The organism is Streptosporangium sp. NPDC049248 (assembly GCF_040678965.1).
Taxonomy (GTDB): Bacteria; Actinomycetota; Actinomycetes; order Streptosporangiales; family Streptosporangiaceae; genus Streptosporangium; species Streptosporangium fukuiense.
Genome location: NZ_JBFAQY010000001.1, coordinates 295,967 through 312,555, shown reverse-complemented (window position 1 = coordinate 312,555; position 16,589 = coordinate 295,967). Strand labels below are relative to the sequence as shown.

13 protein-coding genes are annotated in these 16,589 nt (G+C 69.9%); 5 read left to right on the top strand and 8 right to left on the bottom strand.

The features are described from left to right. Positions 1-172: 172 nt before the first annotated feature. Complete coding sequence (locus AB0K21_RS01525) at positions 173-1,690, bottom strand: DUF2079 domain-containing protein (protein WP_364146973.1); 1,518 nt, start codon at positions 1,688-1,690, stop codon at positions 173-175. A 430-nt stretch (positions 1,691-2,120) separates the two neighbouring features. On the opposite strand from AB0K21_RS01525, the gene AB0K21_RS01520 reads away from it, so the two are divergent. Continuing rightward, the gene (locus AB0K21_RS01520; protein WP_364146971.1) at positions 2,121-3,728 is read left to right on the top strand and encodes a hypothetical protein; all 1,608 of its coding nucleotides are present in this window, start codon (positions 2,121-2,123) and stop codon (positions 3,726-3,728) included. A 200-nt stretch (positions 3,729-3,928) separates the two neighbouring features. Here AB0K21_RS01520 and abc-f read toward each other — a convergent pair whose 3' ends face one another. Next, on the bottom strand, positions 3,929-5,563 hold the full coding sequence (gene abc-f / locus AB0K21_RS01515) for a ribosomal protection-like ABC-F family protein (protein WP_364146968.1): 1,635 nt from the start codon (positions 5,561-5,563) through the stop codon (positions 3,929-3,931). 291 nt (positions 5,564-5,854) lie between these two features. Here abc-f and nagA point away from each other — a divergent pair, with 291 nt between their 5' ends. Then, positions 5,855-6,991 carry an N-acetylglucosamine-6-phosphate deacetylase gene (gene nagA / locus AB0K21_RS01510; protein ID WP_343968220.1) on the top strand — a complete coding sequence of 379 codons (1,137 nt, stop codon included), beginning with the start codon at positions 5,855-5,857 and terminating at the stop codon, positions 6,989-6,991. Between the two features lie 72 nt (positions 6,992-7,063). Here nagA and AB0K21_RS01505 read toward each other — a convergent pair whose 3' ends face one another. Next, complete coding sequence (locus AB0K21_RS01505) at positions 7,064-8,182, bottom strand: GuaB3 family IMP dehydrogenase-related protein (protein WP_343968221.1); 1,119 nt, start codon at positions 8,180-8,182, stop codon at positions 7,064-7,066. A gap of 72 nt (positions 8,183-8,254) precedes the next feature. Further along, positions 8,255-9,736: an IMP dehydrogenase gene (gene guaB, locus AB0K21_RS01500; RefSeq protein WP_343968223.1), complete on the bottom strand. Its 1,482-nt coding sequence runs from the start codon at positions 9,734-9,736 to the stop codon at positions 8,255-8,257. 292 nt (positions 9,737-10,028) lie between these two features. Between guaB and AB0K21_RS01495 the strand changes: the two genes are divergently transcribed. After that, positions 10,029-10,406: a DUF5319 family protein gene (locus AB0K21_RS01495; RefSeq protein WP_030912798.1), complete on the top strand. Its 378-nt coding sequence runs from the start codon at positions 10,029-10,031 to the stop codon at positions 10,404-10,406. Positions 10,407-10,461: 55 nt separating this feature from the next. Here AB0K21_RS01495 and AB0K21_RS01490 read toward each other — a convergent pair whose 3' ends face one another. The 4 genes from AB0K21_RS01490 to groES form a co-directional block, all read right to left on the bottom strand. Continuing rightward, positions 10,462-10,605 carry a hypothetical protein gene (locus tag AB0K21_RS01490; RefSeq protein ID WP_343968227.1) on the bottom strand — a complete coding sequence of 48 codons (144 nt, stop codon included), beginning with the start codon at positions 10,603-10,605 and terminating at the stop codon, positions 10,462-10,464. 142 nt (positions 10,606-10,747) lie between these two features. Next, positions 10,748-11,386: a sigma-70 family RNA polymerase sigma factor gene (locus tag AB0K21_RS01485; RefSeq protein WP_343968229.1), complete on the bottom strand. Its 639-nt coding sequence runs from the start codon at positions 11,384-11,386 to the stop codon at positions 10,748-10,750. A 273-nt stretch (positions 11,387-11,659) separates the two neighbouring features. Further along, the gene (gene groL, locus AB0K21_RS01480) at positions 11,660-13,282 is read right to left on the bottom strand and encodes a chaperonin GroEL (RefSeq protein ID WP_343968231.1); all 1,623 of its coding nucleotides are present in this window, start codon (positions 13,280-13,282) and stop codon (positions 11,660-11,662) included. 90 nt (positions 13,283-13,372) lie between these two features. After that, on the bottom strand, positions 13,373-13,684 hold the full coding sequence (groES, locus tag AB0K21_RS01475; protein ID WP_030912806.1) for a co-chaperone GroES: 312 nt from the start codon (positions 13,682-13,684) through the stop codon (positions 13,373-13,375). 242 nt (positions 13,685-13,926) lie between these two features. Between groES and AB0K21_RS01470 the strand changes: the two genes are divergently transcribed. Together AB0K21_RS01470 and AB0K21_RS01465 are read left to right on the top strand one after the other, a co-directional pair. Then, complete coding sequence (locus AB0K21_RS01470) at positions 13,927-15,093, top strand: class I SAM-dependent methyltransferase (RefSeq protein WP_364146961.1); 1,167 nt, start codon at positions 13,927-13,929, stop codon at positions 15,091-15,093. A 192-nt stretch (positions 15,094-15,285) separates the two neighbouring features. Beyond that, the gene (locus AB0K21_RS01465) at positions 15,286-16,545 is read left to right on the top strand and encodes a hypothetical protein (RefSeq protein WP_343968233.1); all 1,260 of its coding nucleotides are present in this window, start codon (positions 15,286-15,288) and stop codon (positions 16,543-16,545) included. The last annotated feature ends 44 nt before the right edge of the window (positions 16,546-16,589 follow it).

Here is a 16,589-nt window from a genome sequence, read left to right as displayed (position 1 = left end):
ACCTGGGGCCGACGCGGTGGGGACACTGCCGGGACACGGGGGCCTCCGGCGGATGCGCATCCTGGTCGACTCACGCCACACACGTTGAAAGATCATTGGGCCGTGTCGCCGTCACCGACGCCCATGGTCGGCGCATCCAGGACGCCTGCCCCGGCGGACGTGGTCCAGAAGATCAGGCGCGGTGCAGGACCACGTAGCCCTCGCGGTCGTAGACGACCTGGTAGCCCTGGCTCCTCAGTTCGTCGACGTGCTGGCGCTGGCGGTCGAGTGAGATCCAGGGGTAGGCGACACGGGCGGTGTCGGCGACGATCCAGGGGGCGACGGGGGGTCTGTCCTCCCACAGCAGGACAGTGGTGCGGGCGGACAGGTGGGGGCCCACGTGGTTGACGGCCGCGACGACCACGCCGGAGGGTACGGCCGCGACCGCCTGCTCGGCCGCGACCACATCGGGCTGTTTCTCGTAGAAGGAGGGCCTGATGAGCTGGTCGAGGGGGAATCGCGGGACGAGGGTGAGCGCGACGGCACAGACGGCGGCCGCCCAGAGCAGCGACGCGCCGCGCTCACTCAGGCCGGGTTCGCGATCTCGGGCCCAGCGGATCACCCGGGCGGCTCCGTCGACTCCCGCGCAGAACAGGACGGCCACCGTGATGGCGCTGTGGTGGAAGTCGGTCACCCACCACTGCGCGCGGTCCGAGAGCATGCGTTCCAGCAACTGGGGGAGGGCGAACAGCGTCAGCGGGGAGAACAGGCAGGCCAGCAGGGTCGGCCACAGCAGGAAGGCCAGCGTGTCGAGCTTGACCTGCGGGCTGAAGAGGCTGCCGAGGACGCCCAGCGGGTCGCTGAGGGCGTGCACGGCCACCGCGGACATGTCGCCACCGAGATGGCCGTACGCCCAGTACATGGTGGAGTCGCCGCCCACGGACGGGATGAGGACGGCGAGGACGAGACCGGTGTACGCCAGACCGACCCCCATGTACATGACCCCGTACACGACCCCGTGCAAGGTCCCGTGCCGGCGTCGCACCTGAAGCAGGACGTACCCGCCGAACCCGACGAGCATCAGCCCCATGTCCTCCTTGACCAGCAGCAGGGCCGCCGCCGCCAGCGCGGTGTGGCCGTGTCTGCCGGCGCTGAAGCGCTCGATCATGACGGCGGTGAGCAGCGGGGCGAACGCGGCCTCGTGGAAGTCGAAGTTCACCGCCCTCGCGATCGGCCAGGACACCGCGTAGGCGACGGCGACCAGGTAGGCGGGGCGGGTGCCGAGCGTCCGTCGGGTGAACAGCCACAGCGGCGGTATGGCCAGCGCGAACAGCGCCGCCTGGGCCACGATCAGCGTCTCGGGGCCGTCATGCAGCCAGTACAGCGGGGCCAGCACCGCCAGGATCGGCGAGAAGTGCTCGCCCAGCTGCACGAAGTCCATGCCCAGACCGAGGTTGACGCCGCGTACCGGACTGGTCGGGGCATCGAAGGAGGCGAAGCCCCGCACCGCCTGGTCGAACAGCGTCAGGTCCATGCTGGTCGCCCGGAACAGGTCGTACCTGACCAGCCCCAGCAGGCAGTAGACCCCGGTGGCCGAGAGGACCAGCGCGGTCAGGGCGACCACGTGCCGTCTCCGTGCCACCATCCGGAGCACCGCGGGGACCGCCGACCGGAGGCTCGCCCACTCGGCCGTGTCTGGCTGCAAGCCCACCTGTCTCGTCTCCAGCGCGCCGGATACCAAAGCGATCAAAAACTAGCATCATGGACATTAGCTGGAAACTGCCACATTTTACTTTCACAAAAACCCCGCCCGCCCCGTCGCTCTCCCGGCTCGCCGGTGATGGGCGCCAAAGGGTGACCCGGGGCCTGAGGCCCCGGGTACGGCGGCACACTCCCACCCCGTACGGGAACACCGTCCGGTCGATTCGCGGGAGGCGGGGATCAACTGCGCGGCGGAGCGTCGATCAGTCCCACGGCGGACGACGCGGGATGAAGGCGTTGCCTAATCTCCCGGTTAGTCCCAGCCGCACCCCCTGGGCTCAACGGCGGGCACTCGTCCGTCCCAGCAAGATCAAAGGGGCCCGCAAGACCGATCTGGACTCTCGGGTCGTCTGCCGCCCCGCAGAGGAGAACCCGTGCGCTTGAAAAGAGCATCCCTGGCCGTTCTGGCCTCGGCGGTGGCCCTGACCTGGCTTCCGGCCCAACCCGCGCTCGCCACCCCCATCCAGGGACAGACTCCCTGGTCGGTACTGCTGTGCAAGTTCGCCGACCATTTCGAAGAGCCCAAGAATCCGCAGCACTTCGAGGACCTGTTCACCACCGAGGGCCTGGGCAAGGGCGGGCTCGCCGACTTCGTCGCCGAGCAGTCACGCGGCCGGGCCTCGATGGCCGGCTCGGTCGTGAAGGGCTGGTTCCCGATGTCCGTCACCGCCGAACAGTGGAAGGCACAGAGCCCCGAGGCGAGGGTCAAGAGCTGCACGAACGCGGCGGGCATCGGCGGATACGGCGTGCCCGCCGGCCACCGCCTGGCCGTGATGGTCAACGCCTCCGTCGGACTCGACGCCAAGGTCCCGCTGGACGAGACCACCGCGCCGGTCGTGCTGGACCCGCCGCTGTGGGACCTCGCCACGGTCACCGCACACGTACTGAACCGATCTGGCCTGTCCTATCCCAGGTCGACGCTCTGGCGTAGCCCGTCGTGGCCCGTCTGGACCGCTCCGGGACAGTACGACGACCAGTGGGACGCGCTGAGCAACCCGAACGTCCACGCCGCCCCCTCGGCGCGGTTCGGCCGCGGCACGGTCGGGCTCAGCGGCCCGCACCTGGACGAACTCGGCTGGCTGCCCGGCGACCGGGTGGTCACCCTGGCCAAGGACGGGGTGACCACCCGGACCGTCAAGCTCGCCCCCCTGGAGCGGCCCGACCTGCCGGGAACGCTGCTGGTCCGCGTTCCCCACGACTCGGACCCGTCGCAGTACTACACGGTGGAGTTCCGCAAGAAGACCGGGCAGAGTGCCGGCATCCCCGGCGACACCGTGCTCATCCACAGTTACTACGCCGGCAGGCCAATGCTGGCCAAGAAGTTGAGCGACAAAGAGCCGATGCAGGCGATCGACGCCTACGGCGTTACCGTGACCGTCGACTCGGTCGGCTCGGACTCCGCGACCGTCACCGTCAGCACCGACGCCACCACCAAGTGCCTGGAGGGCTACGACCACCGCGAGGCCGTGGCCGGTGACAAGGTGTGCGTGACGCCCGCCGCCCGCGAGCAGGCGCGGGTCGACAACGAGGACGCGCCCAGGTGGGTGGACTACGAAACAGGAGGCTGCCTGTCCACCCGGCGCTGGCGGCTGATCACCCCCACCGACAAGGTCTGCATCACCCCCGAGACCGAACAGCAGATCATCGCCGACAACCAGGCCGCTCCCTCCCGGACCAACCCCGTCCGCAACGTATGGGGACCGAACGCCTGCGCCGACGACTACGTCTGGCGCCAGGCCGACGCGAGCGACTACGTCTGCGTGACCATGGAAACCCGCCTGCAGGTCCTGGAGGACAACGCCGCCGCGGCGAGCAGGTGGACCGACGGCCCCTACGGCCCGCGCACCTGCGTGTCCGGCTACGTCTGGCGCGAGGCCTTCATCGGCGACCAGGTCTGCGTCACCGGCGACCGCCGCGAGCGGGCCCGCCAGGACAACGGCCTGGCCCACACCCGCGTCCGCTGGCCGAACGGAGGATCCTCCCGGTAACCGTGACCGGGCGCCCGGCACGGAGCATGAGGACGACCTTCCCGAGGAACTCGCCCGCGAGTTCCTCGGACGCCCCGAGTCACCGGCCCCCTGGCGGCCCACCCCGAAGGACTCCGTTGCCCGATTCGTTGTCGATCCCCGCGACCTGCCTGCCAGGCACCGGATAACCGACCGGCGGCGACCAGGCAGTCAAGGTCACCTCACGCGTCAGGGGCGCTCGTTTCGAGGAGGCGGCCCTCGGCCAGCCGTAGCCAGCGGTTCACGCCGATCTCGGCGAGGAACCGCTCGTCGTGGCTGACCACCACGAAGGCGCCCTCGTAGGAGCGCAGGGCACCTTCCAGCTGGGCGACGCTGACCAGGTCGAGGTTGTTGGTCGGCTCGTCCAGCAGCAGCAGCCGGGGCGCCGGTTCGGCGTACAGGACGCAGGCCAGGGTGGCGCGCAGCCGCTCACCGCCGGACAGCACCCCGACCGGGAGGTGAACGCGGGAGCCCCGGAACAGGAAGCGGGCGAGCAGGTTCATCCGCTCCGCCTCCGGCAGCCCCGGCGCGAACGCGGCCAGGTTCTCCGCCACACTGCGGTCCAGGTCCAGCAGGTCCAGTCGCTGGGACAGGTAGGCGACCCGGCCGTCGGCCCGCCTGGTCCCGCCCCCCTCCGACTCCAGTTCACCGTTGATCATCCGCAGCAGGGTGGACTTTCCGGCGCCGTTGGGGCCGGTCAGCGCGATCCGCTCGGGCCCCCGGATCGTCAGGTCGACGCCCTGCCCGGCGAAGAGGGCCCGCTCACCGTGACCGACCCTCATCCGCTCGCCGAGGAAGACCGTACGGCCGGCCGGGACGTTGGTCCCGGGCAGCTCCAGCGAGATCCTCTGCTCGTCGCGCAGGGCGCGGCTCGCCTCGTCGAGCCGGGCCCTGGCCCCGCTGACCCGCGCGGCGTGCGTCTCGTCCGCCTTCCCCGCCGACTCCTGGGCGTTCCGCTTCATCCTGCCGGAGACGATCTTCGGCAGACCGGCGTCCTTGAGGGTGCGGGCGGCGTTGCCGGCCCGGCGCGCGGCCCGCTCGCGGGCCTGCTGCATCTCCCGCTTCTCCCGCCTGACCTCCTGCTCGGCGGTGCGGATGTTCTTCTCGGCGACCTCCCGCGCGGCGCGCACGGCCTCCTCGTAGGAGGTGAAGTTCCCGCCGTAGGAGCGGATCTCGCCCCGGTCGAGCTCGGCGATGCGGTCCATCCGGTCGAGCAGCGCCCGGTCGTGGCTGACCAGCAGCAGGCAGCCGTTCCAGTCGGCGAGCACGTCGTAGAGCCGCCTGCGCGCGTCGAGGTCGAGGTTGTTGGTCGGCTCGTCGAGCAGCAGCACGTCGGGCCGCTTCAGCAACTGCGCCGCCAGGCCGAGGGAGACGACCTGGCCACCGCTGAGGGTGCGCAGGTGCCGGGCGAGGGAGACGTCCCCGAGGCCGAGCCGGTCCAGCTGGGCACGGGTGCGCTCCTCGATGTCCCAGTCGTCGCCGACCGTGGTGAAGTGCTCCTCGCTCGCGTCCCCGGACTCGATGGCGTCCAGCGCGCTGATCACCGGGGCGATCTCCAGGACCTCGGCCACGGTCAGGTCGCCGACCAGGGGCAGCGTCTGGGGTAGATAGCCCGGCACCCCCCGTACCGTGACCGAGCCGGCGGTCGGGCGGAGTTCACCGGCGATCAGCCTGAGCAGCGTGCTCTTGCCGGCGCCGTTGGGCGCGACCAGGCCGGTGTGTCCGGCGGGGACGGTGAACGAGAGGTCCTCGAACACCGGGGTGTCGTCGGGCCAGGAAAAGGACAGGTTGGAAACCACGATCAGGGCGTCGGACATCAAATCGCTTCCGCGTTCGGCCGGCGCGGTGAGACCCGCCCGGCGAAATGATCAGGACACGAAGACATCACCGATCGGCGGTCCCGCGATGCGCGCGTCACCGATGGCGATGGGGGCCGGTATCACCCGGAGATGTCTTCTTCGCCTGCCATGTCATGTTCCGTTCCGCCGTTACTGACCGACTACCTTATCAGCGGAGGGCCTCTCTCTCATCGTCGATAAATCAGACCGGCGGCACCCCACGGTCGCGTCGGGAGCGGCTTCTTCCGGGAACCCGAGAGGATGGGGACCATGAGCATCACACTCGCTGACGCACGCATCGTGACCCCCGAAGGTGTCCACGGGGGCTGGCTCACCATCGAAGACGGCCGCATCACCCACGTGGGCCAGGGTTCCGCGCCGGGGTCCGGGCTCGCCCTCGGCGAACGGTACGTCGTGCCCGGCTTCGTCGACATCCACAACCACGGCGGGGCGGGCGGTTCCTTTCCCACCGGCGATCCGGAGCAGGCGAGCCGGGCCGTCGAGTTGCACGCCCGGCACGGCACCACCACGCTGATGGCCAGCCTGGTCACCGCCTCCCTGGACGACCTGGCCAGGGCCGCCGCCGCCCTCGCCGACCTGTGCGAGGACGGCCTGCTGGCCGGGATCCACCTTGAGGGCCCCTACATCTCCACGGCCCGGTGCGGCGCGCACAACCCGGCGCTGCTCCGCGAGCCCTCGCCCCAGGAGCTCGCCGGACTGATCAAGGCCGGGCGCGGCCAGGTGCGGATGGTCACCATCGCCGCCGAACTGCCCGGCGCGCTGGACACCGTACGGGAGGCGGCGGCGAGCGGCGTGATCGCCGCCCTCGGCCACAGCGACGCCACCTACACCCAGACGATCGCCGGGATCGAGGCGGGCGGCAGCGTCGCGACCCACCTCTACAACGCGATGCCGCCGCTGCACCACCGCGACCCGGGGCCGATCGCCGCGCTGCTCCAGGACGAGCGCGTCACGGTCGAGCTGATCAACGACGGCGTGCACCTGCACCCGGCCATGACGCGCCTGGCCTTCGAGGTCGCCGGTCCCGGCAGGACCGCGCTGATCACCGACGCGATGGCGGCGGCGGGCATGGGCGACGGCGTCTACGGGCTCGGCCCGATGAAGGTGAACGTGGTGGACGGGGTGGCCCGGCTGGCCGAGGGCGGCTCCATCGCCGGCAGCACCCTGACCATGGACGTCGCGTTCCGGCGGGCCGTGCACGAGGTGGGCCTGTCACTGTCCGAGGCGTCCGAGATCGCCTCTCTGACCCCCGCCAGGGTGCTCGGCCTCGCCGACCGCCTGGGGTCCGTCTCGGTCGGCAAGCAGGCCGACCTGGTGGTGCTCACCGAGGAGCTGGAGGTCTCCGGCGTGATGCGCAGGGGCTCCTGGATCGTCGAACCTCGCTGAACCGATCACTGCCCGGCGGCGCGTGCGAAACGGCGAATGCCCGGCCGGTCGGCCGGGCATTCGCGCGAGAGCTCAGCCGGCCTGCGGGGCGACGACCACCTCGACCCGCTGGAACTCCTTGAGGTCGGAGTAGCCGGCGGTGGCCATCGTGCGCCTGAGCGCGCCCATCAGGTTCATCGAGCCGTCGGCCACCGAGGAGGGTCCGTGCAGGATCTGCTCCAGCGTGCCGATCGTGCCGAACTCGACCCGCTTGCCCCGGGGCAGCTCGGGGTGCTGCGCCTCCGACCCCCAGTGGAAGCCCCGGCCGGGGGCCTCGGCGGCCCTCGCCAGCGGCGAGCCGACCATGACCGCGTCCGCGCCCACCGCGATCGCCTTGGCGATGTCGCCGGAGGTGCCCATGCCGCCGTCGGCGATGACGTGGACGTAACGGCCACCGGACTCGTCCATGTAGTCACGGCGGGCGGCGGCCACGTCGGAGATCGCGGTGGCCATCGGCACCGCCACGCCCAGCACCGTGCGGGTGGTGTGCGAGGCGCCGCCGCCGAAGCCGACGAGCACCCCGGCCGCGCCGGTCCGCATCAGGTGGAGCGCCGCGGTGTAGGTGGCGCACCCCCCGACGACCACGGGGACGTCGAGCTCGTAGATGAACTGCTTGAGGTTGAGCGGCTCGGCCCTGCCCGAGACGTGCTCGGCGGAGACCGTGGTACCGCGGATCACGAAGATGTCCACGCCCGCGTCGATGACCGCCTTGTGGTACTGGACCGTGCGCTGCGGGGAGAGCCGGACCGCCGTGGCCACCCCGGCCGCGCGGATCTCCTCGATGCGGCGGCCGATCAGCTCTTCCTTGATCGGCGCGTTGTAGATCTCCTGCAGCCGCTTCGTGGCGGGCTCTCCCTTGAGCTCGGCCACCTCCTGCAGCAGCGGCATCGGGTCCTCGTACCGGGTCCACAGCCCTTCGAGGTCGAGCACGGCGAGACCGCCGAGCCTGCCGACCTCGATGGCGGTCTTCGGCGAGACCACGCTGTCCATCGGGCTCACCACGACGGGCAGCTCGAAGCGGTAGGCGTCGATCTGCCAGGCGATCGAGACCTCCTCCGGGTCGCGGGTACGACGGGACGGAACGATGCCGATATCGTCGAGCGCGTAGGCACGACGGCCGTTCTTGCCGCGGCCGATCTCCACCTGAGTCATATGTCTGTCTTTTCCGTTCCGTGGCGTGCGTGGCGCACGCCACGCTTTCACGCGTGCGCGCTGCGCGCCGCTCTAGCGACCGTGGTAGTTGGGTGCCTCGACCGTCATCTGGATGTCGTGCGGGTGGCTCTCCTTGAGGCCCGCCGACGTGATCGGCATCAGCTCGCACCGTACGTGCATCTCGGGGATCGTGCGGCATCCGGAGTACCACATGCCCTGGCGCAGGCCGCCGACGAGCTGGTGGGCCACCGCGGCGACCGGGCCACGGTAGGGGACCTGTCCCTCGATGCCCTCGGGGATGAACTTGTCCTCGGCGCCGACATCGGCCTGGGCGTAGCGGTCCTTGCTGAACGAGGCGCCGCCGCGCTCACGGTTGCGGACCGCACCGAGCGAGCCCATCCCCCGGTACGACTTGAACTGCTTGCCGTTAATGAAGATCAGTTCGCCCGGGGACTCCTCGCAGCCCGCCAGGAGCGATCCGAGCATGACCGAGTCGGCCCCGGCCGCGATGGCCTTGACGATGTCGCCCGAATACTGCAGGCCGCCGTCGCCGATCACCGGAACCCCCGCGGGGCCGGCGGCGAGGGACGCCTCGTGGATGGCCGTCACCTGCGGGGCGCCGACGCCGGCGACCACCCGGGTGGTGCAGATGGAGCCGGGCCCGACACCGACCTTGACCGCGTCGACCCCGGCGTCGACCAGCATCTGGGCACCCCCGCGGGTGGCGATGTTGCCGCCGATCACGTCGACCCTGCTGTTGGCCTTGATCTTGGCGATCATGTCGGCGAGGCCCTTGGAGTGGCCGTGCGCGACGTCCACCACGATCACGTCGACCCCGGCCTCGATCAGCGCGCTCGCCCGCTTGTCCGCGTCACCGCCGACGCCGACGGCCGCCCCCACGACGAGCCGGCCGTTGGCGTCCTTGGTCGAGAGCGGGTACTTCTCGCTCTTGGTGAAGTCCTTGACGGTGATCAGCCCGCGCAGCCGCCCCCCGGCGTCGACCAGCGGGAGCTTCTCGATCTTGTTCTTCCTGAGCAGGTCGAACGCGTCGTCGGTGGAGACCCCGACCGGCGCGGTGACCAGCGGCATCGGGGTCATGACCTCGCGCACCGGACGGCTGTGGTCGCTCTCGAAGCGCATGTCACGGTTGGTGACGATGCCGACGAGCACGCCGCTCGCGTCGGTCACCGGCACGCCGGAGATCCGGTAGGTGGCGCAGAGGCGCTCGACGTCGGCGAGCGTCTCGTCGGGGGAGCAGGTGATCGGGTTGGTGACCATCCCGGCCTCGGAGCGCTTGACGAGGTCGGCCTGCTGGGCCTGGTCCTCGATCGACAGGTTGCGGTGCAGGATGCCGATGCCGCCCTGGCGCGCCATCGCCACCGCCATGCGGGCCTCGGTCACCGTGTCCATCGCCGCGGAGATCAGCGGGATCCGCAGGGTGATGCCCCGCGACAGCCGCGTGGTGGTCTCGGCCTCCCCGGGTTGCAGGTCCGAATACGCGGGCACCAGCAGCACGTCGTCGAACGTGAGCCCCCGATCGGTGAACTTGGCCATCTGCAACCCTCCTGCCGCGGCGCTCTCATGAAGGGGAAAGGCGCCGACCCCCGGGTCACAGTTTAGAGTCTGGCGCCAAACCTGGTGGACCCGGGGGAAAAGCCGGAGGCCCGGATCTCCCGCAGAAGTCGCATACTGGAAGTAGCCGGGTTTCCAGTACGGGTCGGAGATCTTCAAGTTCCCGCGTCCAGGACCTCCCGGCCACAGCGGTCGCCTGCCCGTACCGCCCCGGACCGTCATACTCGTACCGGTTCGGGGCCTGTCTGTCACATCCAGGCCATAAGGTGGGATCGTGCTCGACGATGTCCCTCGCGACCCGTTCGCGGATGACCCCGACGACCCGGCGGCGGCGCTGGGCGATCCCGACGATCCCGAGCCGCTGACCACGGACGAGCGCGACGAGGCCATGACCGACCTCGCCGACGTGGAGGTTTTCCGCTCACTGCTGGAGCCCCAGGGGGTGCTCGGTCTGGTGCTCGACTGCCCCGAATGCGGGGAGCAGCACTACTTCGACTGGGAGTTGCTGCGCGGCAACCTGCGCCAGATGATCGAAAACGGCCAGCCCCAGGTGCACGAGCCCGCCTACCAGCCCAACCCCACCGACTATGTGAGCTGGGAGTACGCCCGGGGCTACGTGGACGGCGTGATCGACACCGAAGAACACCACTGACCCGCGTCGCCGGTCGCCCCGGCCCGCCCACCGCGCGCCGCGAACACGCCCGAGGTCAGCCGGACGGCGTGATCGACACCGAGGAACACCGCTGATCCACGTCGTCGATCAAGGCGGCCAGCAGGGCGATCGCGGTGTCCGACGTGGAGACGGGCGTCCTGCCCGAGAGCGCCTCCACGAGGGCGTCGGTCTCGGCCACGGCCGGATCCTCGTCCGGCCCATACCTTCGAGCCGGACGTCGCGGGTGAACCGTTGTCATGATCGTTCTCGCTCCGGGTCGTCGCGAGCCCCGTCCCGCGGTTCGGGCTTTCGCGCGTGGCCCCTGCTCGACGGCTCGGCGGTCAAGCTATCGACTCCAGCTCCGCCATCGCTCGTAGCCGGGCCAGCGCCCTGTGCTGGGCGACCCGGACCGCACCTGGTGACATACCGAGTACATTACCGGTCTCCTCGGCGGAAAGGCCCGACACCACTCGGAGCATGAGGAGCTCGCGCTGGTTGTCCGGCAGCCTGGACAACAGCCGGCGTGCGTGCTCGGCCTCGATGTAGCGCACCACGGTCTCCTCCGGCCCCGGCCCCTCGTCGGGCCCGTCAGGAAGGTCCTGGGTGGGCACGGCGGACCGTACGGAGCTGCGCAGCGCGTCGGCCACCTTGTGCGACGCGATGCCGAAGACGAAGGACGCGAACGGACGCCCCATGTCACGGTAACGGGGCAGCGCGGACAGCACCGCGATACATACTTCCTGGGCCACGTCGTCCGCGATGTGATACTGACCGGAGACCCGGCCCAGACGACCACGGCAATAACGGACGACCATCGGCCGCAGTTGCGCGATCAGAGATTCGATCGCGGTGCGATCCCCCTGAACGGCGAGGCTCGTCAGATCCTTGAGATCGTCTCTATGGACGACCCCTTCGGACCTCGTCGCAAGCCTCACCCCATTTTTGGCGTCGGCGACGCATCCCTCGGTCACGTTAGGCATGATGCCCGCCCTGATAGTGCCTGTCGTCATAGCAAACGGCTACGGATTGGTCACATTGAGGCGGAGATAACGGTGCGTAATCATACAGTGACTACAGCGGCTACGGTATGTACGAATATTTCATTCGATTGCCAAATACATCGACTATTCGGAGGAACCGCGTTTGCGCTTACCGGTGACACGCCATGACGCGCCGCGGGCACATTTGGTTTACCGCAAAACGCGAACGGCTCGCGCCTCCGGAGAGACGCGAGCCGTTCGGAACCGGTGAGATCAGTGACCGTGGCCGTGGCCGTGGCCCTGACCGGCGGCGGCCGGAGCCTCCTCCTCGGGCTTGTCCACCACGAGCGCCTCGGTCGTCAGCAGCATGCCGGCGATGGAGGCCGCGTTCTGGACGGCCGAGCGGGTGACCTTGACCGGGTCGATGACACCCTGGGCGATCAGGTCGCCGTACTCGCCGCTGGCGGCGTTGAGGCCGTGGCCGACGGGCAGGTCGGAGACCTTGGAGGTCACGACGTAGCCCTCGAGGCCGGCGTTCTCCGCGATCCAGCGGGCCGGCTCGACGAGCGCCTTGCGGACGATGGCGACACCGGTCGCCTCGTCGCCGGTCAGGCCCAGGTCGTCGAGGACCTTGGAGACGTGCACGAGCGCGGAGCCACCGCCGGAGACGATGCCCTCCTCGATCGCCGCGCGGGTCGCCGAGATGGCGTCCTCCAGGCGGTGCTTCTTCTCCTTCAGCTCCACCTCGGTGGCCGCGCCGACCTTCAGCACGCAGACGCCGCCGGAGAGCTTGGCGAGACGCTCCTGGAGCTTCTCGCGGTCCCAGTCGGAGTCGGACTGCTCGATGGCGAGCTTGATCTCCTTGACCCGGTCGGCGATCGCCGAGGCCTCGCCGGCACCGTCGACGACGGTGGTGGAGTCCTTGGTGATGACGACGCGCCGGGCGGTGCCCAGCACCTCCAGGCCGACGTGCTCCAGCTTGAGGCCGATCTCCTCGCTGACCACCTGACCACCGGTGAGGATGGCGATGTCCTGCAGCATGGCCTTGCGGCGGTCACCGAAGCCCGGCGCCTTGACGGCGACGGAGGTGAAGGTGCCACGGATCTTGTTCGTGACGAGCACCGCGAGGGCCTCGCCCTCGACGTCCTCGGCGATGACCAGCAGGGCCTTCTTCGTCTGCGCGATCTTCTCCAGCAGCGGCAGGAAGTCGGCGACAGAGGAGATCTTGTTCTGGGTGATCAGGATGTAGGGGTCCTCCAGGACCGCCTCCATGCGCTCCTGGTCGGTCACCATGTAGGGCGACAGGTAGCCCTTGTCGAACTGGAGGCCCTCGGTGAACTCGAGCTCCAGGCCCATGCTGTTGGACTCTTCGACGGTGATGACACCGTCCTTGCCCACCTTGTCGAACGCCTCGGCGATCAGCTCACCGATCTTGGCGTCCTGCGCGGAGATCGTCGCCACATTCGCGATCTCCTTCTTGTCCTCGACCGGGCGCGCCGACTCGATCAGCCTGTCGCTGACGGTCTTGGCCGCGACGTCGATGCCGCGCTTGAGGGAGAGCGGCTGGGCTCCGGCGGCCACGTTGCGCAGGCCCTCGCGGACCATGGCCTGGGCCAGGACGGTCGCGGTGGTGGTGCCGTCACCGGCGACGTCGTTGGTCTTGGTCGCCACTTCCTTGGCCAGCTGCGCGCCAAGGTTCTCGTACGGCGCCTCCAGCTCGACCTCGCGGGCGATGGTGACACCGTCGTTGGTGATGGTCGGCGCACCGAACTTCTTGTCGATGACGACATTGCGGCCACGCGGGCCCAGCGTCACCTTGACCGCGTCCGCGAGAGCGTTCACGCCGCGCTCGAGAGCTCGGCGTGCGTCCTCCTCGAACGACAGGATCTTCGGCATGACAGTCCTCTCTATAAGTACGTCGGCGCATCAAAGCCCCGGGCGCTCTCGCGACCCGGGGCTCGATACGTCATCTTTGTGAAGCGAGAACTACTTCTCGATGATGGCGAGCACGTCACGGGCGGAGAGCACGAGGTACTCCTCGCCGTTGTACTTCACCTCGGTGCCGCCGTACTTGCTGTAGAGGACCACGTCGCCCTCCTTGACGTCGAGCGGAATCCGCTTCTCGCCCTCGTCGTCCCAGTTGCCCGGACCCACCGCGAGGACCTTGCCCTCCTGCGGCTTCTCCTTGGCGGTGTCCGGGATGACCAGACCGGAAGCGGTGGTCTGCTCGGCCTCAAGCGGCTGGACCACAATGCGGTCGCCAAGCGGCTTAACGGGAACCTTGGTGGCGGTCGTCACGTCGGACCTCCCCTTCAGATTTGAATGATCTAGAAGAGGCGACCAGCGGTCTGCCGTCGCGGGTGTCAGACCTGCCTCGTCGCATGTATTTGGCACTCTCACCGGGAGAGTGCCAATACGGAACAGTATGCAAGGAGGGCTTGACAGTCAACACGGAGCGCCCGTCTGCGCTTCGGGCGAACGTCAAACCAGGTGGAAGCCCTTCGCGAAGCCCCACGGTGGAGGCGGTAGCGTCGGGTGGTGTGAATCTCGACGCATTCCGCGAACTCCTGACCCCGCGCGGCCAGGAGGCGCTGGGCGCGGCGGCCGAGACCATCGGCGACGACCCGGTGGCGGCGGTGACAAGGTTAAGAAAGATCTACGACGCGGACCTGACCTCGGCGGCGCTCACCCAGGCCGAACTCCGGCTGCGCGCGAGGGAGAAGTTCGGCGCCGACGCCGATCTCATGTACTTCACCCGGCCCGGCCTGGAGCAGGCCACCCGCCGCGAGGTGGCCGACCACCGGGCGCGGCGCGTCCCCGCGGGTTCCCGGGTCGCCGACGTCTGCTGCGGTATCGGCGGAGACCTCCTCGCCCTGGCCAGGGCCGGATGCGTCGTCGAGGCGGTCGACGCCGATCCGCTCACCGCCGCGATCGCGGCGGCCAACGCCGACGCCCTGGGCTTCGGCGACCGGGTCTCGGTCCGCGCCGCCGACGCCTCCGCCCTGGACCCGGCCGCCTTCGACGTCCTGTTCGCCGACCCCGCGCGCCGTACGGCGCGGGGCAGGACCTTCGACCCGATGGCCTACTCGCCCGCCTGGCCCGCCGTACTGGAGATGGTGGCCAGGGCCGGGGCCGCCTGCCTGAAGGTCGCCCCCGGGATCCCCTACGAGTTCGTCCCCGCCGGCGCGGAGGCCGAGTGGGTCTCCTACCGGGGCGACGTCAAGGAGGCCGTGATCTGGTGCGGCACGCTGGCGGGCGAGACGGCGCGCAGGGCCACGATCCTGCCGTCGGGCGTCACGATGACGCCCGACCCCACCCTCGGCGACCCCGGTACCGGCCCGGCGGGCCGGTACATCTACGAGCCTGACGGCGCGGCGATCCGCGCCCACCTGGTCGCCGAGATCGCCGCGTCGGTCGGCGGGCGCCTGCTCGACCCGCAGATCGCCTACATCACCGGCGACGTCGCGGCGCCGACGCCGTGGGCGTCACGGTACGAGGTCCACGAGACGCTGCCGTTCTCGCTCAAGCGGCTGCGGGCGGCGCTCCGCGAGCGCGGGGCCGGCAATGTGACGATCAAGAAACGTGGCTCCGCGGTGGACGTCGACCGTCTCAGGAAAGATCTCCGGCTGCCCGGGAGCGAATCCGCGACGGTCATTCTCACCCGAATAGGTGACAGGCCATTTGCTTTCATATGCAGCCCCAGCTGACCAGCCAAAATGGTTGATTATTCCAGCAAACAGACAATTCCTGTCTTTTAATCTCGCCCCCGGAAAACCTTGATCCAGAGGCTAAGGTTGCCGGGCGGGAGTTCTCTCTCGCCTTCGATTTCATCCCGTTCATCGGCAGAACCGACCCAATCCAACCGCGCGGCTGAGCGTCGGCGAGCGAAGGAGCTCTCGGTGGATCACTCTGACCACACCCTGCTCCAGACGGGCAGTCAGACCGCCATCTCCGACCGGATGCGCGAGCTCCTCGCCCGGGCGGCTCAGGACCACGTCTACGAGCAGCGGACCCAGGGCGCCGTGCTCGACGAGATCCGGCAGCGCCTGGAGGGCATGGAGTGGCTGCTGCGCGAGGTCAGGGAGCGTGAGATCGGCGGGCTGAACGGCACGCTCGAATCCGTCAACGGGCGCCTGGACGACATCGCCGCCCGCCCGCCCTCCTGGGCCGAGGGCCTGGCCCAGCACGTCGAGGCGGTCCGCGACCACGTCGACGCCGTCGGCGAGCGGGTCGAGTCCTTCGGCAGGCGGGTCGACGCCGTCCGCGACCGGGTCACCCCCCTCGGCGAGCTGCCGAGCCTGTGGACCGATCTGGGCACCGTGGGCGAGAGCGTGGACGAGGCGCTCACCCGCCTCCGGGCGATCTCCGACGGCACCCAGGGCATCGACGAGCAGGTGCGGCAGCTGGCCGAGCACCTCGGCCGACTCCAGGCCGACATGGGCATCGCGGCGCACCGGTTCGGCCGCCTGGACAGGGCGCTGGCCGACCTCTCCCAGCGTGCCGGGCGCATCGAGGCGGGGATGCTCAGCCTGTCCGCGAGCGTCCAGCAGGCGGTCGGCACGGCCGCCGACCGAGTGCTCGCCGCCGTCGAACAGGTCAACGGCAGGGTCGAGCGGGTGGGGGCCGGGGTCGATCTGGTGGTGCCCAGGATCGACGAGCGCGCCGCCGCCGTGGAGAGCCGCGTCGACCGGCTGACCGGCCATCGCATGGCGGCAGGCGGCCGTTTCGACACCCTCGACGAGCGTCTCGACGACATCGAGGGCCGCCTCACCGGCCGGATGGACGTCATCGACTCCCGCCTGTCCACCCTGGACGGCCGCGCGGAGAAGTCCGGCGAGCGTCTGGAGAGCCTGGACGAGCGCCTTGAGGCGCTGCCCTCCGTCCTCGGCGTCGGTACCGGCGTCAGCGCGCTCATCGGCGCCCAGACCGACGAGCAACGCGAGCGCTTCGACTCCCTGGACGAGCGCGTCATCCGGGCCGAGGCCGCGCTGACACCGCTGGCCGAGATGCTCCGCGCCCAGCCCGACCGCGACCAGCTCTCCGACGCCCTGAACGAGACCGTGGAGCCCGCGCACGCGGACCTCACCCGCCGGCTGGGCGCCCTGGAGGAGACCATGCTGGCCCTGGCCGAGGCACTGCTCCGCCCCACCAGGGACTGACCGGAGCGCCCCGGCCAGGATCCGCTCCTCGCCGATCCGGTACG

What these genes read in the sequence shown, in the direction of transcription:
- guaB (WP_343968223.1), bottom strand. Translation starts at nt 9,736, where the DNA reads ATGGCCAAGTTCACCGATCGGGGGCTCACGTTCGACGACGTGCTGCTG.
- nagA (WP_343968220.1), top strand. Translation starts at nt 5,855, where the DNA reads ATGAGCATCACACTCGCTGACGCACGCATCGTGACCCCCGAAGGTGTC.
- AB0K21_RS01485 (WP_343968229.1), bottom strand. Translation starts at nt 11,386, where the DNA reads ATGCCTAACGTGACCGAGGGATGCGTCGCCGACGCCAAAAATGGGGTG.
- AB0K21_RS01505 (WP_343968221.1), bottom strand. Translation starts at nt 8,182, where the DNA reads ATGACTCAGGTGGAGATCGGCCGCGGCAAGAACGGCCGTCGTGCCTAC.
- abc-f (WP_364146968.1), bottom strand. Translation starts at nt 5,563, where the DNA reads ATGTCCGACGCCCTGATCGTGGTTTCCAACCTGTCCTTTTCCTGGCCC.
- groL (WP_343968231.1), bottom strand. Translation starts at nt 13,282, where the DNA reads ATGCCGAAGATCCTGTCGTTCGAGGAGGACGCACGCCGAGCTCTCGAG.